Annotated in this window: 20 protein-coding genes; 18 read left to right on the forward strand and 2 right to left on the reverse strand. The window is 62.1% G+C overall.

Annotated features, from left to right (window positions below; all coding sequences use genetic code 11):
* The 16 genes from VKV28_00255 to VKV28_00330 form a co-directional block, all read left to right on the forward strand.
* Positions 1-1,208: CbiX/SirB N-terminal domain-containing protein (locus tag VKV28_00255; GenBank protein HLH75210.1), on the forward strand; the 1,208-nt coding region annotated here is incomplete at its 5' end.
* A gap of 12 nt (positions 1,209-1,220) precedes the next feature.
* Entirely contained in the window at positions 1,221-1,595 is a 375-nt protein-coding gene (locus tag VKV28_00260; protein ID HLH75211.1) for a DUF3209 family protein, read from the forward strand.
* Between the two features lie 5 nt (positions 1,596-1,600).
* A complete protein-coding gene (locus VKV28_00265; protein HLH75212.1) occupies positions 1,601-2,335 on the forward strand; it encodes an FAD-dependent oxidoreductase in 735 nt (244 codons plus the stop codon).
* Positions 2,336-2,349: 14 nt separating this feature from the next.
* Complete coding sequence (locus VKV28_00270; GenBank protein HLH75213.1) at positions 2,350-3,486, forward strand: cobalt-precorrin-5B (C(1))-methyltransferase; 1,137 nt, start codon at positions 2,350-2,352, stop codon at positions 3,484-3,486.
* The gene (locus tag VKV28_00275; GenBank protein ID HLH75214.1) at positions 3,483-4,151 is read left to right on the forward strand and encodes a precorrin-8X methylmutase; all 669 of its coding nucleotides are present in this window, start codon (positions 3,483-3,485) and stop codon (positions 4,149-4,151) included. The genes VKV28_00270 and VKV28_00275 overlap by 4 nt, the downstream gene beginning before the upstream one ends.
* Positions 4,148-5,407 carry a precorrin-6y C5,15-methyltransferase (decarboxylating) subunit CbiE gene (gene cbiE / locus VKV28_00280; GenBank protein ID HLH75215.1) on the forward strand — a complete coding sequence of 420 codons (1,260 nt, stop codon included), beginning with the start codon at positions 4,148-4,150 and terminating at the stop codon, positions 5,405-5,407. Before VKV28_00275 ends, cbiE begins: the two co-directional genes overlap by 4 nt.
* Positions 5,404-6,180: a precorrin-2 C(20)-methyltransferase gene (gene cobI / locus VKV28_00285; GenBank protein HLH75216.1), complete on the forward strand. Its 777-nt coding sequence runs from the start codon at positions 5,404-5,406 to the stop codon at positions 6,178-6,180. Before cbiE ends, cobI begins: the two co-directional genes overlap by 4 nt.
* The gene (locus VKV28_00290) at positions 6,177-7,328 is read left to right on the forward strand and encodes a cobalamin biosynthesis protein (protein ID HLH75217.1); all 1,152 of its coding nucleotides are present in this window, start codon (positions 6,177-6,179) and stop codon (positions 7,326-7,328) included. Before cobI ends, VKV28_00290 begins: the two co-directional genes overlap by 4 nt.
* Positions 7,321-8,160, forward strand: coding sequence for a precorrin-3B C(17)-methyltransferase (gene cobJ / locus VKV28_00295; protein ID HLH75218.1), 840 nt, complete (start codon positions 7,321-7,323; stop codon positions 8,158-8,160). The genes VKV28_00290 and cobJ overlap by 8 nt, the downstream gene beginning before the upstream one ends.
* Complete coding sequence (locus VKV28_00300) at positions 8,160-8,573, forward strand: hypothetical protein (protein ID HLH75219.1); 414 nt, start codon at positions 8,160-8,162, stop codon at positions 8,571-8,573. Before cobJ ends, VKV28_00300 begins: the two co-directional genes overlap by 1 nt.
* Before the next feature lies 1 nt (position 8,574).
* A complete protein-coding gene (gene cobM / locus VKV28_00305; GenBank protein ID HLH75220.1) occupies positions 8,575-9,345 on the forward strand; it encodes a precorrin-4 C(11)-methyltransferase in 771 nt (256 codons plus the stop codon).
* Between the two features lie 222 nt (positions 9,346-9,567).
* Positions 9,568-10,821, forward strand: coding sequence for an MFS transporter (locus VKV28_00310; GenBank protein HLH75221.1), 1,254 nt, complete (start codon positions 9,568-9,570; stop codon positions 10,819-10,821).
* A 102-nt stretch (positions 10,822-10,923) separates the two neighbouring features.
* A complete protein-coding gene (locus tag VKV28_00315) occupies positions 10,924-11,553 on the forward strand; it encodes a TetR/AcrR family transcriptional regulator (GenBank protein HLH75222.1) in 630 nt (209 codons plus the stop codon).
* A 30-nt stretch (positions 11,554-11,583) separates the two neighbouring features.
* A complete protein-coding gene (locus VKV28_00320; protein HLH75223.1) occupies positions 11,584-12,330 on the forward strand; it encodes an HAD-IB family hydrolase in 747 nt (248 codons plus the stop codon).
* Positions 12,330-13,970, forward strand: coding sequence for a lactate racemase domain-containing protein (locus VKV28_00325; protein HLH75224.1), 1,641 nt, complete (start codon positions 12,330-12,332; stop codon positions 13,968-13,970). The genes VKV28_00320 and VKV28_00325 overlap by 1 nt, the downstream gene beginning before the upstream one ends.
* Entirely contained in the window at positions 13,960-18,237 is a 4,278-nt protein-coding gene (locus VKV28_00330; protein ID HLH75225.1) for an AMP-binding protein, read from the forward strand. The genes VKV28_00325 and VKV28_00330 overlap by 11 nt, the downstream gene beginning before the upstream one ends.
* An 81-nt stretch (positions 18,238-18,318) precedes the next feature.
* Here the strand turns inward: VKV28_00330 and ggt are convergent, their stop codons facing one another.
* Both ggt and VKV28_00340 read right to left on the reverse strand, forming a co-directional pair.
* Complete coding sequence (gene ggt, locus VKV28_00335) at positions 18,319-19,980, reverse strand: gamma-glutamyltransferase (GenBank protein HLH75226.1); 1,662 nt, start codon at positions 19,978-19,980, stop codon at positions 18,319-18,321.
* A gap of 176 nt (positions 19,981-20,156) precedes the next feature.
* A complete protein-coding gene (locus VKV28_00340) occupies positions 20,157-21,131 on the reverse strand; it encodes an aldo/keto reductase (GenBank protein ID HLH75227.1) in 975 nt (324 codons plus the stop codon).
* Between the two features lie 208 nt (positions 21,132-21,339).
* On the opposite strand from VKV28_00340, the gene VKV28_00345 reads away from it, so the two are divergent.
* Both VKV28_00345 and VKV28_00350 read left to right on the forward strand, forming a co-directional pair.
* Complete coding sequence (locus VKV28_00345; GenBank protein HLH75228.1) at positions 21,340-22,200, forward strand: SDR family oxidoreductase; 861 nt, start codon at positions 21,340-21,342, stop codon at positions 22,198-22,200.
* Between the two features lie 678 nt (positions 22,201-22,878).
* Entirely contained in the window at positions 22,879-24,087 is a 1,209-nt protein-coding gene (locus VKV28_00350; protein HLH75229.1) for a BamA/TamA family outer membrane protein, read from the forward strand.
* The last annotated feature ends 5 nt before the right edge of the window (positions 24,088-24,092 follow it).

Here is a 24,092-nt window from a genome sequence, read left to right on the forward strand (position 1 = left end):
TGGCGCAGCCTCGCAAAGTTAGCACGATGGGTCGTACAGCCATCGTGCTGCTCGGCCACGGAAGCCGCGAGCCAGCCTCTAACCTGGAGTTCGAAGCGCTGGTCACTTGCCTGCGGGAGCGCCGACCCCAGTTCGACGTCCATCACGCCTACGTCGAGTTGGCCGCACCCGCGCTGGCGGATGCTTTGTCGGCGCTGGCCGCCGATCACGATCGCGTGGTCGTCGTGCCCTGTTTCTTGTTTGCCGCCGGCCACGCCAAAAACGATATCCCGCTCTCGTTGGCGAGAGCGCGCGCACAATTCCCCCAGGTCAGCTTCCAGGCGGCCCGCGTGTTGGGCGTTCATCCCGATCTCGCAGCGTTGACCTTCGAGCGTGCGGGCGCGGCGTGCGACTTGTCGGATCCCAGGCGGACCGCCTTGGTGGTCGTGGGACGCGGCGCCAGTGACCCCGATGCCAACGGCGATTTCTGCAAGCTCGTACGGCTGATCGGTGAGGGGCGAGGGCTGGGTTGGGTGGTGCCGACGTTTATTGGAATTACCACCCCGCTGTTCGAAGAGAGTATCGAGCTGGTGGCGCGGGCCCGTCCTGAGCGGATTGTGGTGGTGCCCTACCTGTTGTTTGGTGGCCGGCTGGTAGGTCGTCTCCGTGAGCAACTGCGTGCCTTTAATCAGCGCTACCCTTGGATCGCCGTCAACTTGGCCGGTCATCTGGGTATCCATCCCAGTTTGCTGAAGGTGATCGAAGAGCGAATTGACGAGGCGTTGGGCCAGGGCGCATCGCTGCCCTGCGACAATTGCCAGTATCGGCGGCCGGTTGGCGCGATTGCCGAGCAGGTAGGAGGATTTCGTTCGTTGTTGTGGAGTGCACGCCACTTGGAGACTCACGCCCAGGCGATGCCTCATCAGCATGCCCATCCCGTTGTCCGCAAGCACGTGCTGGTCTGCGGCAACGTCGATTGCGCCGCGCGCGGCAGTATTGCGCTTATCGCAGCGTTGCGCCGAATGCTGCGGCGAGCGGGCCGGCAGCGCGAAATCAGAGTTACGCGCACCTCGTGTATGGGACGATGTGGCGAGGGCCCAACTCTGGCGGTCTACCCCGATGGGATTTGGTACCGGGGAGTCAATCCGGCTGACGCCAGCGAGCTGGTCGAGCAGCACCTGCTGGGGGACCGGCTGGTGGCGCGGCTGGTTGACGGGATTATGCATTAAAGAGAGGCGGCGATGGCTTGTCATGAAATCGCGGGGTTGCGCTTGGGCCTGATGGGGCTGTTGGGATTGCGGGATGAGGCCGCCCGTCAACATGAGTTGGCTGAACTGGGTGATGGCGCCGATCGGCCCGGACCAGTGCGCTCGATGTGCCAGGCGCGGGATCTAGACAGCCTGAGGCAGTTTTACGAAAGTGCGGTTTCGATGCTTGAGGAGCGGGTTGCCAACACCGGCGCCGCCGACGCCAAGCTACCCTACCTGCGCAGCCTCGTTATCCTAACCAAGAAGGTCGAAATGGAGCTGGCCAATCAGATCGACGCCCTCACTCGTCTGTTTCACGACCTCGAGCAGATGCACGATTTCGTGCACGAAATCTATCCGGCGGATTAAGTCGGATGGCGCAGTCGCGAAACGCACGCCTGGTAAGGGCGCAACACCTGGGGCCAGAGGCCAGGCTGTTGACCTTCGCCTTGGCCGAGGGGCAGCTGGGTTTTGCGGGTGGCCAATACATTATCGTCAACACGGGCGTCGATTTGGGCGGCGGCAAAATCGCCAAGCGGGCCTATTCCATCCTTTCAGCCGATGATGAACAGAGCCAGTTCCAGATTGCGGTGCGTCGTCTGGGCGAGGGTCCGGGCTCCAACTTCATGCATCGTATAGCGGAGGGTACCGAACTGGCCTTCAGCGGTCCGTGGGGTAAGTTCGTCAGCCACGGTGCCGGCGCGGGCGAGCGACTCTTATTCGCCACCGATACCGGAATCACCGCTGCCCTTGGGCTGTTGCGCGGGATGCGCAGCCGTGCCGAGGCGACGAGCACGACGGCGTTGTGGTTCGTGCCATCGCCCGACTATTTTCTCCCGCCTGCGTTTGCCCATGACGCAATCGCCGCCTGTTGTCGCCGTTTCAGCGTCGCCGCGGCGCCGCCTGCGGGCGAGGCTTCGCGGCTGGGTGCCGCGCTCCTCGCCTTGGAGAGCGCGCTAGGGCCCGCGCTTCCTGCCAGCGCCTACCTGGCCGGCGATGGTGCGGTGATCTATCCCTTGCGCGAAAGGCTGATCGAGCTTGGAATGGCCAAGGAGCAGATTCAGTTGGAGGCCTTCTTCAACAATCCGGAGCGTAGAGCGGTCTCCTGAGGAGCGGCGCAAGTATGGCAACAAGCGAGGTGCCGGCGCGAAATCCCAAGGGCACGCGTACCGGTTTCACTACTGGGGCCTGCGCGGCGGCGGCGGCCAAGGCGGCGGCTCGCTGCCTGGTAAAAAAGACTGCGCTCAGCGAGATCGAAACCACGCTGCCCAACCGGACCAAGGTACGTTTTGCGCTCAAGCGCTGCGAGCGCTCACAAGGAAGCGCTTTGTGCAGCATTATCAAGGATGCCGGCGACGATCCCGATTGCACGCACGGCGCTGAACTGGTTGCTGAGGTCAGACTGCGCACCGAGCCGGGAATCGAAATTCGCGGCGGGGAAGGGGTGGCGACGGTTACCAAGCCCGGCCTGGGGCTGGAGGTCGGTGGTCCGTCGATCACTGCGCCGCCCCGGCGCAACATCATCGAAATGGTCGCGGAGGAACTTGCCGGCAGCGAGTATCGTGGCGCGGTGGTCACAATCAGCGTGCCGGGCGGCGAGGAGATGGCCAAGGGAACCATCAATGCGCGGCTGGGCTTGATCGGCGGGATCTCGATTCTAGGTACGACGGGCATCGTGCGGCCCTATTCCACCGCGGCCTTCAAGGCCAGCGTCGTCCAGGCGATTGACGTCGCCGTCGAGCGCGGCCTACGCAGCTTGGTCTTGACCACCGGCGGCAAGTCAGAAGCATACGCTATGCAGCTTTTCCCCCAGTTGCCCGAGGACGCGTTTATCCAGATGGGAGATTTCGTCGGGATTGCGCTCAAGCATTGTGCCCGCCGTAAGCTCCAGCGTGCCATTATCGTGGGTATGATCGGCAAGCTATCCAAGATGGCCGACGGGCGGATGCAGACCCACGCCGCGGGTTCGGAGGTCAATATGGAGCTGTTGGCCACGCTGGCCGCTGAGTTGGGCGCTGGCGCGGAGGTGTGCGCCGAGATTCGCGCTGCCAACACTGCGCGCCATGTGCTGGAGCTGTGCTCGGCGCGCGATATTCCGATCGCTGCGCAGATCTGCCGCCGCGTGGTGGAGCAGGGCACGCGCCACGCCGGTCCTGGGCTCCAGGTGCGCGTTTGTTTGATTGATTTCAACGGCAAGCTACTGGGCTGCGACCCGGCCGACACCACGCAGGCACCGGTCCAAGCGGAGCAAGGCCAATGAACGACCCCGGGCGTATCAACGATATGCGCCAAATGACCGCGCTGGGACGCAATATCGAAGACGGCAGTTTCGCGATTATAGATCGCGAAGCAGGTGCGCACGATTTTTCTGCCGATCAGTGGCAAATCGTGCGCCGGGTTATCCATGCCACCGCCGATTTCGAGTTCAAGGATCTGATGCGCTTCCATCCCCAGGCCGTGGCTGCAGGAATTGCCGCGTTGCGCGCCGGTTGCGCGATCGTCGTGGACGTCAAGATGATTAGTGCTGGACTTAATGAGGAACGCCTGAGCAGTTACGGGTGCGTCACCCACTGCTTTATTTCCGATCCCGATGTGATCGCGGCGGCCAAGGCGGCCAACAGCACGCGGGCGATCGAGGCGATGCGCAAGGCGCGGCGCGCCGGTGTTCTTGACGGCGCGATCGTAGCGATCGGCAACGCGCCCACCGCGCTTCTGGAGACCGTTCGCCTGGTTGAGCAAGAGGGCGCGCGACCGGCGTTGGTGATCGGCGTACCAGTGGGCTTTGTTTCCGCCGCCGAGTCCAAGGAAGCCGCGCTGCGCTTGGCGACGCCGTATATCGTGGCGCGGGGGCGCAAGGGCGGCAGCACGATCGCGGTGGCGATCATCCACGCCCTGTTGTTAATCTCCACCCAGGTGCGAGCATGACTCGGCCGCGCGCGGTAACTGTAATTGGGATTGGCGACGATGGTTGCGCGGGGCTTTCCAGCCGTGCGGTAAGCGCGGTCGCGGATGCCCAGGTGTTGGCGGGCGGCGAGCGCCACCTGGCCTTTTTTCCCCAATTCACCGGGCTCCGAATTGTCCTTAAGAATGGACTGCCGGCGGCGCTGGATCGAATCGCGCAGGCGGCCGACGAGAATAACGTCTGTATTTTGGCCTCGGGCGATCCGATGTTCTTTGGCGTGGGCGCGCTGGTAATCAAGCGGCTTGGTGCCGAACACGTAAGCGTGATTCCCCATCCCAGCTCGATCCAGTGGGCTTTTGCGCGCGCTGGACTGAAATGGGACGATGCCGCGCTGATTTCTCTGCACGGCCGCAGTGCCGAGGGCTTCCTGACCCGCCTGCGCACTTGCGCCAAGGCTGCGGTTCTCACCGATCCCGACAACACGCCGGTGCGCCTGGCCGCTTCGATGCTCGCACACGGCCAGGGCGAATGGAGAGCGTGGGTGTGCGAAAATCTGGCGGGACCCGATGAGCGGGTGCGCCAATTTTCGCTACAAGAGCTGGCCGCCTGCCCTGATATCGGCCCGCTCAATGTGCTTATTCTGGAGCGCACCAATCCCGCTTGGCGGGCGCCCACCGCAATCCCGTTTCTTCATGAAGATGAATTCGCCAAGCGGATGCCCAAAAAGGGGCTAATTACCAAACGCGAAGTGCGCTTGCTGTCGTTGGCCGCGATGCGGGTGCGCCCCGATAGCGTGGTCTGGGACATCGGCGCAGGTTCGGGCTCGATCTCGATCGAGGCCGCGATGCTGGCTTCTGCGGGTCGCGTCTATGCGATCGAGTTCGATCCCGAGGGCGTGGAGATCTGCCGCGAGAATCTGCTCACCCACGCAATCGACAACGTGCGCGTCATCGCCGGCCGCGCCCCCGAGGCTCTGGCCGAGCTCGAAACTCCCGACGCAGTATTCGTCGGTGGTAGCCGCGGCAGCATGGACGAGATCGTCGAGATCGCCCTGGAGCGGTTGCGCCCGGGCGGGCACCTGGTGGTCAACGCGATTACGCTGGAGAACTCTGCCGAGGTTTACAGCGCTATGCGCAGGCGCGGCATCGTGCCCGAGGTGACCCTACTGCAAGTTTCGCGCGCCGAGCCACTGGCGCGCTACCTGCGTTTCGAAGCTCTCAATCCGATCCAGATTTTCGCGGCCCAAAAACCGCTGAGTGCCGGAGGTTCGACCCAATGAGTTACCCTGTCTTGTATGGCGTGGGCGTGGGTCCCGGCGCGCCCGATCTGTTGACCTTGCGCGCGGTGGAGACGCTCAAGCGGGTTGAGGTTCTGGCTCTGCCCAGGAGTTCGGACTACGGCGCCTCGATGGCATGGAAGATCATCGAACCGGTAATCGGCAAGGTGGTCGGCCAGCAGCGTCTGTTATTGACCTTTCCGATGAGCAAGGAGCCGGCGCGTCTGCGCAAAGCCTGGGAGATTGCATTCACCAAAATCGGCGAGCATCTGGACGCTGGCCGCAGCGTAGCCTTCGCTACCGAGGGTGACCCGTCGCTCTATAGCACCTTCGGGTATTTGCAACGCGAAGCCGCGCGGCGATGGCCCGGCGTCACGGTCGAAATCGTGCCGGGCGTCTCTTCGATCGCCGCCGTTCCAGCTGTGGTGGGCCGATCGCTCGCCGATGGGCTGGAGCGGATCGCAATCATCCCCGCCAACTATGGAGTGGATGATTTGGTCGCGGTCCTCAACAGCTTCGACACCACTATCCTGATGAAAATTGGCTCCCAGATGCCCAAGGTCGTCGCCGCGCTGGAGCGTACGGGGCTGCTCGACAAGGCGGTCTTTGTGGCCAAGGCGACGATGCGCGAACAGCGGGTTGCGACCGATGTACGTACGGTCGGGACCGAGCGCGGTGACTGCTTCGCGATGGTGCTGGTCACGCGCAAGGAGCGCAGTGGCGTGCTCGCCGGTGAGATCGCCCCCGAGGCGGAGTTGCTCGAGCTGGGCGCATGAACGACGCGCGCAAGCCTTTCGCCATCTATGCCATTACGCGCCACGGCATCGAGATTGCTGCCCGGTTGGTACAGGCATTGGAAGGCGCCGAGGTGTACGTATCGCACAAGCTGCTCGATCATGCCCGCGCCAAGCCCGCGCTTGTCCAAGCGCTGGAGCTGAAGTTACCGATGGGACCAGTGCTGACTCGCACCTTCACAGCCTACGATTGTCACGTCTTCATAATCAGCGTGGGTGCCGTGGTCAGGATGATAGCCCCGCTGCTGGGTGACAAGAAGCTCGACCCGGCCGTAGTCTGCGTCGATGACGCCGCGCGCTTTGCGATTTGCGTGCTCTCGGGCCACGTTGGACGCGGCAACTTCTTTACCGATCGGATAGCCGAGGCGCTTGATGCGCAAGCGGTGGTCACCACCGCTTCCGATGCGATCGGCACGCTGACCGTGGATATTCTCGGACGTGAATTCGGCTGGCGGTTGGACGACCTCAATCGCAACGTCACACGCGGCTGCGCCGCGGTGGTCAATGCCGCCCCGGTTCTGTTCGTGCAAGAAACCGGTGAACCCGACTGGTGGCCGCTGGATAAGCCACTGCCGCCCGGTGTTGCCTACGCGACTTCGCTTGAGGGCGTTGATCCGGCGGCCTGGGAGATTCTGCTCATCGCCAGCGACCGTGAGTTTCAACTCAGCCATCCCGCGCATTGGGACAACGCGGTGATCTACCGCCCCAAAAGCCTGGTGGTTGGAATTGGCTGCGACAAGGCGACGCCGGCCGACCTGGTCGAGCGCGGGCTGGTTGGCCTGATGGAACGTGAGCGTTTGTCGCTCAAATCAGTCAAGGCACTGGCTACCATCGAGCAAAAGCGCGACGAGCCGGCTATCCTCGCACTGGCTCAGCATTACGGCTGGCCGCTGATCACCTATTCGGCGGCGCAACTGGACGCGGTGGAAGGGATTGAAAATCCCTCGGAGACTGTCAAACGCTATGTCGGCACGCGCGGCGTAGCCGAGCCGGCGGCGTTGTTGTGCGCTGAGGCCGCGCGACTTCTGGTGCCTAAGCAAACCTACACCGAACCCGGCGCTGGTCGTTCGATGACGTTGGCGCTCGCGCGAATCCCATTCAAGCACAGGACGGAGGCGAGCAGTGGTTGAAGCAAAGGGCGTTTTGTCCGTGGTTGGAATTGGGCCGGGCGCGGCAGACCACGTCACCCCCGCGGCCAACCGCGCGATTCTCGAGGCCGACCTGATTGTCGGCTATACAACATACATCAAACTGGTTAGTGAGCTGATTCGTGGCAAGGAAATTGTGCGCACCGGCATGACCGAAGAGATCGGGCGGGCCCGCGCGGCAGTCACTCGTGCTCGGGAAGGCGCACGCGTCGCGCTGATTTCCTCTGGCGACGCCGGCGTCTACGGGATGGCGGGACTGGTCTTCCAGGTCTTGCGCGAGATGGGTTGGAAACGGGGCGACTCGCCCCAACTGCACATCATTCCCGGGGTGACTGCGCTCAGCTCATGTGCCTCCCTGGTAGGCGCGCCGCTGGTGCACGATTTTTGCGCCATTTCGCTCTCCGATTTACTTACGCCCTGGCCGATCATCACGCGCCGTATCGAGGCCGCCGCTGCCGCCGACTTCGTCATCGGGTTATACAATCCGGCTAGCGGCCGGCGCACTCGTCAAATTGTCGAGGCGCAGGCAATCATCAAGAAATACCGCGACCCGAAGACACCGGTGGCTCTGGTCAAAAGCGCCTACCGTAAACTCCAGCATACCGTTTTGACCGACCTGGACAATTTTCTCGACTACGAGATCGGAATGCTTACCACGGTGCTGGTCGGTTCCAGCAATACTTACGTCTTCGAGGGCTACATGGTCACGCCGCGCGGCTATACCAATAAGTACACCGAGGACGGTGAGGTGCGCCCTGGACAACGCCCGGGCTTTTCGCTGGTGCTGCAACCGGCCGAACAGGCGGAACGATAATGGCGCGTGTAGGGCGTTTGGCTGGTGCTATCCTGGCCGAGAGCGAAAACGAGTTCTTCCTAGTCGGTAACACCAAGGAGCCGTGCGACTTCGAGGCTGCGGGGTTCGATGCGCCTGGCGAAATCGACGCGCTTAAACGGCCCTACGTGAAGCTCAGGGCGCGCGGCCCGATCGAGCTGGCCGCCCCCTACCTGACGATCGAGTTGGAGGGTGAAGCGTTGGCTGCGATGCTGGCGCGACGCTTGCTCATCGAACGCAATGGTTCGGTCAGCGATCGGCTCTGGCGGCTATTGATGGACCCCAGCGGGCAGGACGAAGCACCCGAGCACGGTATGGTGCCGGCGCGTTGGCTGGCGGAAATGCCGAGCCCGATCTGGGACATCGTGCGCGACACCGTGTTGCGATGTCTGTGAAATGAAGGTCTATATAATCGGCGCTGGTCCCGGCGATCCCAAGTTGCTGACCCTGCGCGCCGCCGAGCTGATTGCCGCCTGTCCGGTAGTGCTTTATACCGGCTCGCTTGTTCCGCAAGCGGCGATTGCCAATGCCCGCGCCGACGCCAGGGTGCTGGATTCTTCCAGCATGACGCTGGAGGAAATAATCGCGATTATCGTCGAAGCCCGTGATGCTGGCCACGATGTCGCCCGAGTCCACACCGGCGATCCGCTGCTCTTCGGCTCGACCGCCGAGCAGATGCGCCGGCTAATCGAGCTGGGCATCGAGTACGAAGTCGTGCCGGGAGTTTCCTCGTTTAGCGCCGCCGCCGCGGTGCTTGGGCGTGAACTGACCTTGCCCGAACTCAGCCAGACGGTGATTCTGACCCGCGCCGAGGGGCGCACGCCGATGCCCGGCGGTGAGAAACTACGCGACTTGGCGCGCCACCATGCGACGCTGGCTCTCTTTCTGAGTATTACCCTGTTGCCGGAGGTAGTAGGCGAGTTGATCCCGGAATATGGCGCCGATTGTCCGGTTGCCGTAGTGCACAAGGCCACCTGCCCCGACCAGCGCGTGGTGACGGGTACGCTGAGCGACATCCACGAGCGGGTACGTCAGGCCAAAATCAGCAGCCAATCGATGATTATCGTCGGACGCGTGCTGACTTCCACGGACTTTGCCAATTCCAGGCTCTACGCTCCCGACTTCAGCCATCGCTTCCGCCGCGCCAAGGCCGCCCCTCGCGACTAGGTTTCGTGGTTGTTCGCTGGTGGCATCGCGCACCCCCGCTTTACACCGCGCACTTGATTAAACCCACGTTTCAATTCTGAGCTTGCGCGCCAGGGACGGTAAGGCACGCTTGTTCCCCGCGCCAGCACCCTTGCGGGCGGAGCATGTCCTCCATTAGCGTGAGCCCCGCACGCGCTTGTCGGCGCAGAGGGGTCTTGGCGCCAGACGGCTGGAGGTCTGGATATGGAGCGGCAACCCCACAGGGTAGGTGTGGTGATCGCCTGCTTTGCCACTATGGCCTTGGTGTCCAGCCCGGCCATGGTGGCGGTGGGCGTTCTCTTTACACCCTGGATCAAAGAATTTCACTGGAACCACGGCCAAGTCGCGCAAACCGCGCTCGCCCTGTCTCTGGTGGGCGGCCTGCTGGCGCCCGTCATGGGTTGGCTGGTCGATAACGTCGGAGCCCATCGTCTGATGGCTTTTGGTTGCGTCCTAGTGGCAGCCGGTTATCTGGCGGTCACCCAGGTTTCCTCGCACTGGCAGTTCGTCGCGCTCTACGGCGTGATCGGCTTGGGCGTGTCCTTGACCAGTTTTCTTCCGATCATGGTGGTAGTGGTTAATTGGTTTCGCGAGCGCCGCGGCCTTTTCGCGGGGATTGTCACCTTCGGCGTCTCGCTGGGTTTTACCGTTACCCCGCCGCTGTTTACCCTAGCCATCGCGCGCTGGAGCTGGCGTGCCTCGGTGGCCGCGTTGTCCCTCCCGGCGATCGTCATATCGCTCCCTTTGATTCTGCTCTACGTGCGCACCCGTCCTCCCAGCGCGCACGAGCGCAACGATGGCGCCGCGCTGCCCGGTCTGGAGGTTCGCCCGGCCCTGCGCACTGCCGCCTTCCGCCGAATCATCGCCGCCCAATTCCTTTACGGGCTGGGTTTTTCCGCAGTCTTCTTCCATACCATCGCTTACGCGATTGGGGCCGGCTACACCCCTGAACATGGCGCGCTTATCCTCAGCGCCCAAACCTTGGTCAGCGCGCCCGCGGTAGTGGTGATGGGTTTGATCGCCGACCGAATCAGCGCGCGCAGAACGCTGATGTTTGCGATGATATCAGTGGCAGCCGGAACGCTGGCTCTGCTAGGCGCTTCCAGCACTCGCTGGGGTACTCCGATGATCGCCTTGTTCGCGCCGCTCTTTGGCGGCGGCGCCAGTTGCGTACCGATGCTGATTGCAATCCTGATGGCCGAATCGCTCGGGCTGCGCCGGTTGGGAACCCTGACCGGGGTACAGAATATGGCGTCCGCCTTGGCGATGGCGTTTGGGCCGTGGATTTGTGGCGTGCTTTTCGATCTCACCAACGGCTATGCGTTACCCTTTGAGTTGGCGGCGGTCTGCATGGTGTTGGGCGCGGTAACCGTCGCCACCGTCCGTCCAGCGCTCGCTACGGCGGAGCTGGAGCCTGCCCAGCCCACGACGGCCCAACCGCAGGGGCGGGCGGTTTAAACCGGCAGCCGGCCGCTTCTTTGGACCAAACTATTGCCTTTTGGGCTATTCATGATTTGACTAGCAGGGCTGAGGCGACTAGGTTTTTTCCGAGGTTGACGCATGGAACGGCAGGCGCGGCGCGCTCAGGTGCTAAGGCACGCCAAGGTCATTTTTGCCCGTAAGGGCTACCATCAGACCAACGTTTCCGACATCATCAGCCGGGCCCGGATTGCGCGTGGAACCTTCTACCTCTATTTCGAGAACAAACGTGACCTGTTTCAGGAGCTACTCGACCAGGTGCTGAACGAACTCGCCACCCGAATCTGGCGCTTGCGCTTAGGTCCTCAAGAACCGGCAGCTGCCGACCAATTGCGGGCCAACTTGCGGCGCGTCCTGGAGTTCGTGTTGTCCGAGCGCGATCTTAGCGACATTCTGTTGACCTATTCGCAGGGCTTTGATCCTGACCTGGATCGTCGCATTCAGAACTTCTATGAGCAGATCGCGCAAAAGATCCAGCGCTCCCTCGATCTGGGCATCGAGATGGGGCTGGTGCGGCCCTGTGACAGTCGCACCGCCGCCTATTGCATCCTGGGCGGAGTCAAGGAAGTAATCGTTCAGCTTTCCCGTCAAGCCCCCCCTGATATCGGAGCCTTGGTCGAAGAAATCCTTCACTTCGGGTTGAGCGGAGTGGCGCAACCGGCGTTATTGCAAACTTTGGAACGCGAGGACGGCGGCGGCCGTCCCAATTGAGTTTTTTTTTGGACCCGGCACTAGACTGACATGTCAGTTCAACACGCCCATCGCTCGCCTCGCTCGCGCGCCATCCGTCGCGCCGCCTTTTATGACCTCGACGGGACCCTGATCGACCTCAACCTTTTGCACGCGGTCGCCTACATTCTGGGCAACTTGGCTGAATGGCATGCCCGCCTCACCCGCTTGGCCGTTCTGGCCGCGCGGATTCCGCTGCTGTATGCGGCCGAGCGCTATGATCGCCGTCTGCTCAACGTCGAGCTGTTTGACTTATTCAAGGGCATCTCGCGCGATCGGTTAACGGTTTTGGGCGAAGAATATTGCGAGCGCATCCTGGTGCGCCATCTCTTCCAATCGGGCTTGGACCTGCTTGAGGGCAACCGCCGGGCGGGACTGGAGCCGGTGCTGGTCACCGGCTCGCCTGATTTTCTGGTTGAGCCGCTCGCTCGTCGCCTGGGAATCGAGAACTACGCGGTGAATCAGCCTGCTTATAGCCGCGGCCTTGCCACCGGACGGCTGTGTGAACCCATCATGGCTGGCGAAGAGAAGGCCCGCTGGTGCGAGGAATGGGCTGGCCGCGAGGGGCTGAAATTGGCTGATTGCTGGGGCTATGCCGATTCCTACTACGATCTTCCGTTCTTAGTCGCCTTAGGCCATCCGGTGGCGGTCAATCCTGACCGCCGCCTCGCCGCTACCGCACGGGTCCGCCAATGGCCGATCGTGCACTTTGGCCATCCGATGGCCGCCAATCCTGTGACCGCCTGGAGAGAAGCCTGATGGCGCGTCCCCGCTCCCCGATTAGTGAACTTAACCCCAATGAGCTGCGCCACGAGGTCGAAGCGCGGCGCGATCTGGTTGTTACCCTCACGGGCCGGTCCGAACCCCGCTTGATCGCCTACGGCGACGATTTCCTGCTGGCTAAGCTACCGGCAGGGACCCGGGTAGTCTATCCGCCACCCCCCTTGGACGAACTGCCCGACCCCGACCTAGCGATCCGTTATGCTTTGCTTCATCCCGAAAATGCCGACCCGCTGTTTGCCCAGCTTAACCCCAATATGCGGGTAACGATCGCCTTGGACGATATCAGTTTGCCGCTGCCCCCGATGCAGCGGCCCGATCTGCGCCAGCGGATGCTCACCATCGTGTTGCAGACTTTGGCCGATTACGGTGTAGACGACGTGCATCTGATAGTCGCCACCTCGCTCCATCGACGAATGACGGAGGCCGAGGTGCGGCGGATGGTCGGCGATCGGATTTTTCGCGCCTACTGGCCCGATCGGCTTTACAATTTCGATGCCGAAAACCGCGCCGAGCTGGTGATGCTGGGCAAGACCGATCACCAGGAAGAGGTGTGGTTATCCAAGCGTGCGGCAGAATCAGATCTGTTGATTTATCTCAACCTCAATCTAGTTCCGATGGACGGTGGCCACAAGTCGGTCGCGGTTGGCTTGGCGCCCTACCAGAGCCTGCGCCATCATCACAATCCCGCCACCCTGCGCGACAGCCACTCCTACATGGATCCGACCCGCTCCGGACTACATCGCAGCGCCGATCGGATGGGGCGCATCGTCAACCGCAATGTCAACGTCTTTGCGATCGAGACCGCGATCAACAATCGGATGTACGGCGGGCTGCTCGATTTTCTCCATAAGAACGAAGATCGCTTCAATGATTGGGACCGCGCCCGCTTGGGGACTTTGCAATGGACCCAGCGCAACCTGGGCCAGAGTTTGCGGCGCGAGGCGCTCCGGCGCTATGCCGCGCCGTACGGCCTGACCGGAGTGTGGGCGGGCGAGACGGAGACGGTTCACCATAAGGCGCTGGCGCGCGTCTTTCAGCAGTATGCGGTGCCGGTTAAGGGGCAGTCGGACATTTTAATCGTGGGCGTGCCCTACATCTGTCCTTACAACGTCAACTCGATCATGAATCCGATTTTGGTCCAGTGCACGGGGTTGGGGTACCTCTTCAATATGTACCGCAACAAGCCGTTGGTGCGGCCGGGCGGTACCCTCATCATTTGCCATCCGTTGCGTGACGAGTTCCATCCCGAGCATCATCCCAGCTACATCGAATTCTTTCATCGATGTCTGGCCGAGACCAACGACTCGCAGGAATTGGAGCGGCGTTTCGAGGCCGAATTCGCACACAATCCGACTTATACTCATATGTATCGCTACGGCAACGCCTACCACGGCGTGCATCCCTTCTACATGTGGTATTGGGGCGAGCCTGGACGCCAGCACGTGGGTCGGATAATCGCGGCCGGCTGTGAGCAGCCCGAGGTCGCAACGCGGATGGGGTGGGAAGCGGCGGAGAGTTTGGAGATGGCGATCGCGATGGCGACCGCCGATGCCGGCAGCTCCGCCTCCATTACATATTTGCATTTGCCGCCACTGGTTATCGCCGATGTCGAATAAGCCACCGCTCAACCATCCCAAACTCAGCTTGCCGCTGGCCGAGATTCTTGCCGGCCGCTGCTTGCTGCTCACGGGTGCCACTGGGTTTTTGGGCAAAACTTTTCTCTACGTCCTGTTGCGCCACCATCCTGAAATCGCGCGTGTCTACCTGTTGGTGCGCGGCGATCGGCGCGCGGCCACTACTCGCTATCAGCGTGAAATCTTGCAATCTGCCGTGATGGAGCCGCTGCGCCGCGAGTTGGGCGAGGGCTTTGAAGCCTACCTCGGCCAGCGTATCGCTGTACTGCCCGGCGATATTTCCCAACCCGGACTGCTCAACGCCGACAGCCCCTCGCCCGAGCACCTGGACGTAGTCGTCCATTGCGCAGGATTAGTCAATTTCGAAGCTTCCCTGGAAAAGGCCCTGGTTGCCAATACCTTGGGCGTGGCCAATGTGATCGAGTTTTGCCGCCATCACGGCGCCGCGATGCTCCACGTCTCGACCTGCTATTCGGCTGGCGAGGCCGACGGCCAGCGTTACGAAGACGATCTGCCCAGCAATTGGTCGCCGCGCGGTGCGTTGGATGTCGCCCGCGAGATCCAGGATGCCCGCGCCGCTATTGAGCGTATCGAGCGAGCCTCGCGCGAGCAGGCCACTGTGGTCGCGGCCGAGCTGGGCGAAGAGGGTGCCGGCGCAGGGGAGGGGGCGCGCAAGCGCTGGATCGAGGAGCGGCTTAAGGCAGAAGGGTTGGCGCGCTCGCTCAAATGGGGCTGGCCCAATACTTACAGCTACACCAAGAGCTTGGGCGAACAACTCGTGCTGGCTGCGCGTGAGGCAATCGCGGTTAGCGTGGTGCGGCCGGCTGTGATCGAAAGCGCCCTGGCCGATCCCTTTCCCGGCTGGAATCAGGGCGTCAATACCAGCGCTCCACTGACTTACCTCTCTGGCGAGGGGTTTCGATTCTATCCGGCGCGACCCGATCTGGTGCTCGACGTCATCCCGGTGGACATGGTGGCACATGCAATGGTGCCGATTCTGGCCGCGCTGCTGCAGCGTACGCAGGCGCCCATCTACCAATTGGGCACCTCCGATTGCAACCCGCTCACCATGCGCCGCCTGGTCGAGCTGACCGCGCTGGGTAATCGCGAGCATCAACGCGACGGCAACGGCACGATGGGCCGCTTGGCGCCTCATCTGGAGGCAGTGGTGGTTTCCAAGCGCGCCTACGATCTGGTCAGCCATACCGCGCCCGAACTGCTCAAGGGTGCGCTGAGCCTGTGGCATGGAGCTGTGGGAGCCCGGCAGCGGCGCGCCAGCCAGTTGGAGCAGAAGCTAGATCGGGTCTTCGAGCAAATCGATATCGCGCGCGCGATGGTCGAGGTTTATCGCCCCTATATCCAGGATCTCACCTACACCTTTCATTCCCGCAACGTGCGCCAGCTCTATGGCCGTCTGGAGCCCGCCGACGCCGCGCGCCATCCCTATCGACCCGAGGCGATCGATTGGCTGAGCTACTGGACCCGGGTGCATCTGCCCGGCCTGCGCCGCCATATTTTCCCCCAACTGGAGCTGCATACCCGCGGCCGCAAACGCGCGCCGCGCCGCCATCGCAATCTGCTGGAACTGCTCGATCGCTCCGCCGAGCGTTTCGCGGGCACCGCTTTGGAGGCCCATCGCGCTGGCGCAACCCAGACCACGCTGAATTACCGCGAATTGCGTGACCGCGCTGCCCGCGCTGGGATGTTGCTGGCTGGTCGCGGCGTTGGCCCGGGCGATCGCGTGCTGCTCATCAGCGAAAATTCCCCCGACTGGGTAATGGGCTTCTTCGCTATTCTCAATGCCGGCGCCATTGCCGTGCCGTTGGATCCGCAAATTACTCCGGCGGAACTTGCCGCCATCTGCCGTATCGCGGAGCCCGGCGCTGCGCTGCTGTCCGAAGCCTCCCGCGGCCGCCTGGCAGTACCGCTGGGTGAGCTGTCGCCCAGTCCTACCGTCATCGGTTTGGAGGAGCTGGGGCGGCCGTTTTTGCTGCGCGGCGCGCCTGCGGAGAAGGTTGCCCCCGAGCGCAAAACTCCGGCCGCGATTTTTTTCACTTCTGGTAGCACCGGCGCGCCCAAGGGGGTGGTCCTGACTCACGGTAATCTGTGCGCCGAGGTCTCGATGCTGGCGCGGGTGTTCGTGCTCTCGCCTGAAGACACGGTGCTGTCTCTTTTGCCGCTCCATCACACCTTCGAATTTACCTGCGGCATGTTGCTGCCACTTAACAGCGGCGCACGGGTGGTTTACCCGCTGGGGGTGGATGCCGCCAGCTTGGCCAGTACGTTGGCGCAGGTCAGGCCTACCGCCGTCATCGGCGTGCCCGCGCTCTGGCAGGCGATCCATCGGCGGATTGTCGAGGAGGTCGAGGGTCGCGGCGTCTTTTTTCAGGCCGCCTTCGAGCAGATGCTCGCTTTCAATCGTCGGCTGACCGCTGATTTTGGCCTCAACTTGGGGGCCTGGTTGTTTCGCTCTGCCCATCAGGCGCTGGGTGGGCGGTTGCGTCTTCTGGTCAGCGGGGGCGCCGCCCTGCCGATGAGGGTGGCCGAGTTCTTTAACGACCTTGGCCTGCGCTTGCTGGAGGGTTACGGGATGACCGAAGCCAGCCCTGTGCTCAGCGTGGCCCATCCCGATGAGCCGCCACGGCCTGGCTCCGTGGGTCAGCCTTTGGCCGGCGTTGAGGTTAAGCTGGCTGGGGCAACCGAGAACGGCGTGGGCGAAATCATCGCGCGCGGGCCCAATATCATGGCGGGCTATTATCGCGATCCGGTTGCCACTCAGGCCGCCTTGCGCGAGGGCTGGCTGCACACCGGCGACTTGGGGCGTTTCGATGAGGACGGCCGGCTTTACATTGTCGGCCGCGCCAAAGACGTCATCGTCGATGCCGGCGGCAACAATATTTATATCGATGAAATCGAAGAGGCTTATAGCCATTCGCCCTATATCAAGGAGATGGCGGTGGTCGGCCTCAAGACTCCCGGCGGAGAGCAGGTCGCGGCCCTGGTGGTTCCGGCCTATGCCCGCGGTCAGAGCCGGCGTACGGTTCAAGAGCAGCTTAACGCTCATTTCAGCAAAGTGGCAGCGACGCTCAGCGCGCATAAGCGCATCCGTATCCTACGCTTCATCGACAGTGAGCTGCCGCGTACTCGCACCCGCAAAGTCAAGCGCGCCGAGGTCGCCCAACTGCTGGATCGGATGATCGCACATGGCGCCGATACTCACAGCCCTCAGGTCGACGTTGAACCCTGGTTGGTTGAAGCCATCGCCCAGATTGCGGGGAACGCGGTACGACTGAGCGCCAGCACGCGATTGGTTGAGGATCTGGGGCTGGATTCGCTGGCGCTGGCCGAACTCGGCGAGCAGGTGGCGCAGCGTACCGAGCGCGAGCTAACGCCCGAGGAGCTGGCGAATCTGCGCACGGTGGAGGATTTGCAAAAAGCCATCACCAGTGGCACCTCCCGTCCGCGGCTACCCTCTTATGCGCAACTAGCCGAGCCCTATACGGCCGGTTTGCCTCAGCCGTTGCGCGCCTGGAGCGTGCGAGCGGCCGACGGTTTGGAGAACGCGTTATTAAGCAGGTGGCTGAAGCCGCGTGTGATGGGGCGTGGCAATATCCCCGCCAATCGCAACCTGCTGGTTATCGCCAACCACTGTAGCCATGTCGATTTCGCGATCGTGCGCTGGGCCTTAGGCACCATGGGTGAACGGCTGGTGGTGCTGGCCGCGCGCGACTATTTTTTTAATACCCCCGCGCGTCGTTTCATTGCTCACAATTTCACCCCATTGATTCCCTTCGACCGCGAACGGGCCCAGCTCGAATCTCTCGACCAGGCGCTGGCCCAACTGGCGTCTGGCCGCAGTGTTCTGATGTTCCCCGAAGGTACGCGCTCGCCTGACGGCAGCTTGCAGGAGTTCAAAAGCGGCGCGGGTTATTTGGCGCTGCGCAGCCGATGCGATGTGCTGCCGGTCTACCTGGAGGGCACCTTCGATGTGCTCGGCAAGGGACGCCTCTTACCGCGCTACCATCCGGTGCAGGTGCGGATCGGGGCGCCGATTGGGCATCAGGAGTTGCGCGCTTTGACCACGCGAGCCGATGGCGCAGGGGCCTATCGTTCGGCCGCTGACTTCATGCGTCAGGCGATCGTCAGTCTCGGACAAGGGCGAGCCCGCCCGCGCGCGGAATTGCCTGCCGCGCCCCTGGCGCTTCCCGCACCGCCCTCGCGCCGGCGGGCGCGCCTGCGCCAATCCTGAAATCAAAAGCTGGCTTCATTCCTCAACCTTCTCGCCCCAGCCAATAAGAGGTAGAAGAGGGGATGAGCCTAGAGGCTTTTTCTAATAGCCGGCCGCCGCGCCGCCCTTGCGCGGATCGGAGGCGCCCATCAGCCCGCCTGGCGTGATCTGGATCGCGGTCACCGAGCCGATTTGATGCACTACGCGCAGCTTGTAGCCCATCTGGCGCAAGGCATTCTGGGTCGCGACCGGGATGGCCTGCTCGACTACTACCGTGGGCGGATTGGCCTGCTCGTGGATCCGAGGGGTGGCCAGCGCCTGCTCGGGATCGAGATGGAAATCCAGTATGTCGAGCAGCACTTGCAAGTTGGCGGTGACGATAGTTGGACCGCCAGAGCCGCCCAGGGTCAGGACCGGTTTACCCGCCTTAGTTACGATCGTTGGCGACATACTGGAAACCGGCCGCTTGCCCGGCTGGATGGAATTGGGCCCCTTGCTCAGTAGACCGTAGATATTGGCCACGCCTGGCGCGACCGAGAAATCATCCATCTCGTTGTTCAGCACGATGCCGATCTTGGGCACCATCAGCTTAGAGCCGAACGCGGTATTGATGGTGGTGGTGAGCGAGACCACGTTGCCCTCGCGATCTACTACGCACAGATGGGAGGTGCCGTGGTCGCGCGGGATCGGCGGGAGCTGCACCCCGTGATGACTGAAGGCTTGCTTTCGAATCGCGTCGATATGCTGGGGCGAGAGCAGGTAATCGAGCGGGACGTGTACGAAGGCGGGATCGCCATAGTAAGAGGCGCGATCCAGGAAAATCTGGCGCATCGTTTCAATCAGCCGAGCCAGATAAGCGGGTGAGTTCAATCCCAACCCCGCAGCGTCGCCCGGGGCCAGGATTTCCAGCGCTTCGAGTAGCTCGCCGCCGCCCGAGCTCTCTGGCGGCATCGAATAAACGTCGTAGCCATGATAGGGGCGCATCACCGGGATTCGCCATATCGCCCGGTAGTCGCGCATGTCGGTCATCGTGGTGGGCCCGCCCTTGCTATGCAGGTAGGCGACAATCTGGCGCGCGATTGAGCCGCGATAGAACTCCCGCTCGGGGTCGTTGCCCAGCGCCAAGAGGGTGGCGGCCAGTTCGCGCTCGACGATGGGGTCGCCCACCTTGCGCGGCGATCCATCGGGATGGAGAAAGACAGCCTTGAGGCCCGGCTCTTGCGCCAGCGCTGGTGCGGTGCGGGCGATTTCGGCCGCCAGATGAGGGGCGCAGGGAAAACCGTCGCGCGCCAGTGCTACTGCAGGGGCGGCGACCTGTTGGAACTTCATTGTCCCAAAGCGCCTGAGCGCGCTGGCCAAACCCGCGACCTCGCCCGGAGTACCCACCGCCAGCGGGCCGCGTCGCAGCAATTGCTCGTCGGGATGGCCGTCGCGCATGTACAGCGATTGTTTTTCGGCCAACGGTGCCCGTTCGCGATAATCCAGCGCGTAAACCTTGCCGGTCCGCGCCAAGTAGATGAGCATGAAACCGCCGCCGCCGATTCCGCATGAGGAAGGATTGGTTACCCCAACCGCCAACGCGGTGGCGCAGGCCGCGTCGATCGCATTGCCACCTGCCTCCAAAATCTTAAGCCCGGCCTGTGCAGCCAGTGGGTGCTCGGCGGCGACCATGCCCTGATGGGCTACGAAGGCGCCGTAGGCGTGTAATGCCCCGAAAAAAGTAACGCAAAGCGTGAGTCCAACGAGCAGAGTTATCCGGCGCATAGGTTCCATCTTTAAAATTGGCAATTACTTGGGCCTCGAACCGAGAAAAGCTCAAGGCCTGTCCTTCCCGGCGCGTCGGCGGACTTGACCGCGGTACGCAAGCTTAAGCTTAACTAGCAGCCGACGTTGGCCGTGAAAAGGGCGCGCGGCAAGCTGCGGTTGTGCAAATCGCGCGGCTAGGCTTGCGTCCAGCCCGACAGCGCGGCCAAGCGCTCCAATGCAGCTGGGGGTAGCGGGCCCTTGGCCACGCAGGCGGCAGCGTATTCGAGCTGCTCCAGCGTGGAGTAACCTACCAAGATGGTGGCGATCTCGCGCTGTGCTACCGCCAGGCGCAGCGAGGCCTCAATGAGGCTGTCGGTAAGCCCTTCCTCCACCAATGACATCAAGCGTGCGGCCTGCTCGACGTCAGCGCGGTAGTCGGCGCCGGTGCCAATCGGTTCGACCGAGGGCGAGCCTAGCGGATGGCGCTGGGTGGTCCCGGCCAGCGCGCCGCCGGCCAGTACTCGGATATTGATCGTGCCGACCCCGGCTCGGCTGGCATGAGCCAGAAGGTTGCGGTAGTTGCGGGCTGGCGCGGCGACTTTCATCTCGCGTCCGGCGCTGGGGTTTAGCAGGTTGAAGACGACCTGAGCGGTATCGATAGCGCCGCTGTCGATCACTTGGTGCAGCGCCGCGCTCTCGCCCGTCGCCGTAATTCCGCAAAAACGGGTCTTTCCTTGGGTCCGCAGCCGTTCCATCGCCGGCAGTACTTCCCCCAGCACCTGCTCGACGCTCAGTTCCGCCTCCCCGATTGCGTTGTGCAGCTGCAGCAGATCCACCTGCTCGCGCCCCAGCCGCTTGAGGCTTGCCTCCAATGACGCTGTAATCGCCTGTGGGATGCGCGCTAAGTCGACTCCTCGCAGCCGCACCTTGGTTCCCACCAGCACCTCGGCCTTGAGGGTGGCCAGCGCGCGGCCCAGATTCTTCTCCGACTCGCCGTTGCCGTAGAGTGGCGCGGTGTCGAAGTAAGTGACGCCCAGCTCCAAAGCTCGTTCAATTGCGCGAATTTGAGCGCGGGCTTCTCCCCGTACCATCAGACCGCCTACCGCGCCGCAACCAAAACCCAGCCGAGATACTTCAAGAGCGGTTTTGCCCAGGATTGCTCGCTCCATGCTCGCGCTCCACTAAAGGTTTCGCAAACACGATGCTCCCGCTTCTACCGCCGAGGCAAGCGCGCCATTGGTGCCAAGTAAGAGATGGAGATCGCGCGGCTAGTGTGCGGTTGCTGCAGATGGCGCTGACCTCAGCACGTTAGTGCCGTTGCAGCGCACCGCTTGAGGGGCTACAAAAGAACATTCGCCAATCACAAGAGGAGTGCATATGCCGCTCAAGGATAAGGTGGTACTAATTACCGGCGCCGCGCGCGGGATGGGACGCGAATATGTGCGCGCGTTTGTTAAGCAAGGGGCCAAGGTCATCGCCACTGATTTGTCCTGGGTGCCCAGCGGTTTGACCGGCGACGACGTGAATTTTTTTGCGGAAATCAAGGACCACCCCGATGTGATGGCGGAATCGATGGACATCACCATCGATTGGCATATCAAGCGGGTGTTCAAGGCCGCGATGGCACGCTTTGGCACCATCGACGTTATCATCAACAACGCTGGTTTGCGCGCGCGCGATCTCTATCCCGACCGTGGCGGCCAGATAACCATCATGGAAACCGAAGTCGGTGAGTGGCAAAAGATGTTCGACACTCATGTCTTCGGCAGCCTGCGCGTAATCAAGAACTTCGCTCAGCCGATGATGGAAAAGCGCTCGGGCAGCATCATCAACGTCGGCACCAGTCGGCCTATCAATCCCGATGGCAACACCCGCGAGGGACCCTATCCGATGGCGAAGGCGGCGCTTTACCAGATGTCGATGTACCTGGCCAATGAGCTGCGACCTTATAACATCGCGGTCAACGTGCTGATGCCCAGCGCGACGCGCAGCACGGGCTCCGACGAGCAGGTGCAGATTCGCCGCGCCGCTGGCGGAGCGCTGCCGCGCCGATTGCGGCCCGATTCCGTGGTCCCATTGGCGCTGTATTTCGCCGAGCAGGATGCTAGCGGGGTGAGCGGTCAGGGAATCTCGGCTATCGAGTTCAATCAGAAGCACGAACTGGGCGGCTTCGAGACCTGGGCTTGGGAGGAGGACCTGCGGGCGCTCGAGGCTGCGGGTCAGTTGTCCAAGAAATAATCGTTATCCCGAAGCTTGCAAACGAAGGCTGACCGCGCCAGCGCTGCGGGCGGATGATTCGCTTGCCAGGGTGCGGAAAACCCTGGTTTGATGGCGGTTGAGGCTGTTCTGAAAACCAGCACAATGGCCTCTTTCCTTCATCCTTTTTCGATCGGGGAGCGATAAGAGAGGGGGGCAGGCTGCAGAGATTGTTTTTGCAGCTCTGGAGCGAGCGCTGAGCGGGGCCGCTTGTGTCCGCGCTGGGAGCGCGGTCACGACCTATGCCGAGCCTCTATGGACAGTTTTTGACTTGTTGCGCCGGTTCGTCGACGATTCAATCGGTAGTCCGAGCAGTGATGGCCTTCTGGCGGACAGATCGTGGTTAGTTCCTAGCATCAGACTAAATTCCAGTTAGTCTTTTACGGAAATGCGTATTAGTCCAATTGTAGAATTCACATAAAAGACCTATTGCAGTTGGGGCTGATTTCCCAAGTTTGGCGCCTCCTTTTCTGGGGCTCTTTTGCATCTGTTTCGCGGTAGGATCTAAGCCGTACACGGCGCTGACGCGACAAACGCTAAATCACCGCTGGCAAATTTGCCGCAGAGTCCGTTGTGCAAGCTCTATCGCCGAGCAGAGCGGTTAGGCGGAATAGGCTGCTCAAGCAGCTCGTCTGCGTTCTAACACTGATGGGAGTGTGTATGGAAGGGACGGGACGCGCAGCTGTGTTTTCGCTGACCAATCCCAATTCCTGGCCGTTCATCCCGGTGCCCGAGGTCGCCACTGATCCGTTTGCCGGTACCACGCTGGGCTTGATGCCGGTAATTCTCAAGATCGGAGCCAACCAACAAATTACCAGCATCATCGCGCCCGACCTCAGCTACAACACGATCATGGGCGTGGGTGGCAATCTCCGCTACCTGGCCTATCCCTCGGCCGATACTCAGTGGTTTGCGCTCGCAGGCGGCGCACAGCAGGTGGAGGGCTCGACTGAAGTGGATTGGGCAACCGGACTGCAGCGCAATCGATGGTGGACGCTGGAGGTCCATTTGCGCTTCCAGCAGGATCCCACCTTTCGTTTCTTCGGGCTGGGCAACCATTCGTCCTACCGCAAGCAGAGCAACTACAGTCTGCAGCAGATGTATGCCGACGCCATGTTCGGCGTGAACCTCACTCGCCATCTCCAACTTGCACTGCGGGAGTGGCCGCGCAGAGTTCGGATCTACCATGGTGCGCTGCCCTCGCTGCCCTATATCGATGACCTTTTTCCCGAGGCCAGGGGCGTAAATGGAGGAAGCGAGATGCTCAATCAGCTACTTCTGACCTACGACACCCGCAATTCACTCAACGTGCCCACCACGGGCGGCCTGGTGGCGTTGTTCGGCGGGTTGGTCGATCGCAGCTTTATGAGTTCTTCCTCATACTCCATCTTTACCGCCGACCTCAGGCGCTACCTGGCCTTGAATAACCGGGTGATACTGGCAGGCCAGATCTATGCCCGCTACATGCCCAGCGGTGACGCGGCGCCGTTTTGGGCGATGAGCTGGATGGGTGGCGATGCTCCGGGAGAAAGCAGTTTGCTGGGGATTCCGATCAGTGATGAACAGACCTGGCGCGGTTCGGGCCCGGGCCGCTTTATCGACAACGACATGTTTCTAATGAATCTGGAGGTGCGCATCCGAACCTTTAGCGCCGAACTATTCGGCACCAATGGAATTGTCGAGCTCGCCCCCTTTATGGACATCGGACGGGTCTATCATTACGTAACGTCCAATCCGTTCTCGCAGATGCATCCGGCGGGCGGGCTGGGCTTTCGTGCCGTCGTTTTGCCCTACGTCGTTGGCTATGTTGATATGGGGTACGGGCAGGATGGTATTGCGGTCTTTTCGGGTATCAATTACCCGTTTTGATTTTT

This window comes from Candidatus Binataceae bacterium (assembly GCA_035294265.1).
GTDB lineage: Bacteria > Desulfobacterota > Binatia > Binatales > Binataceae > DATGLK01.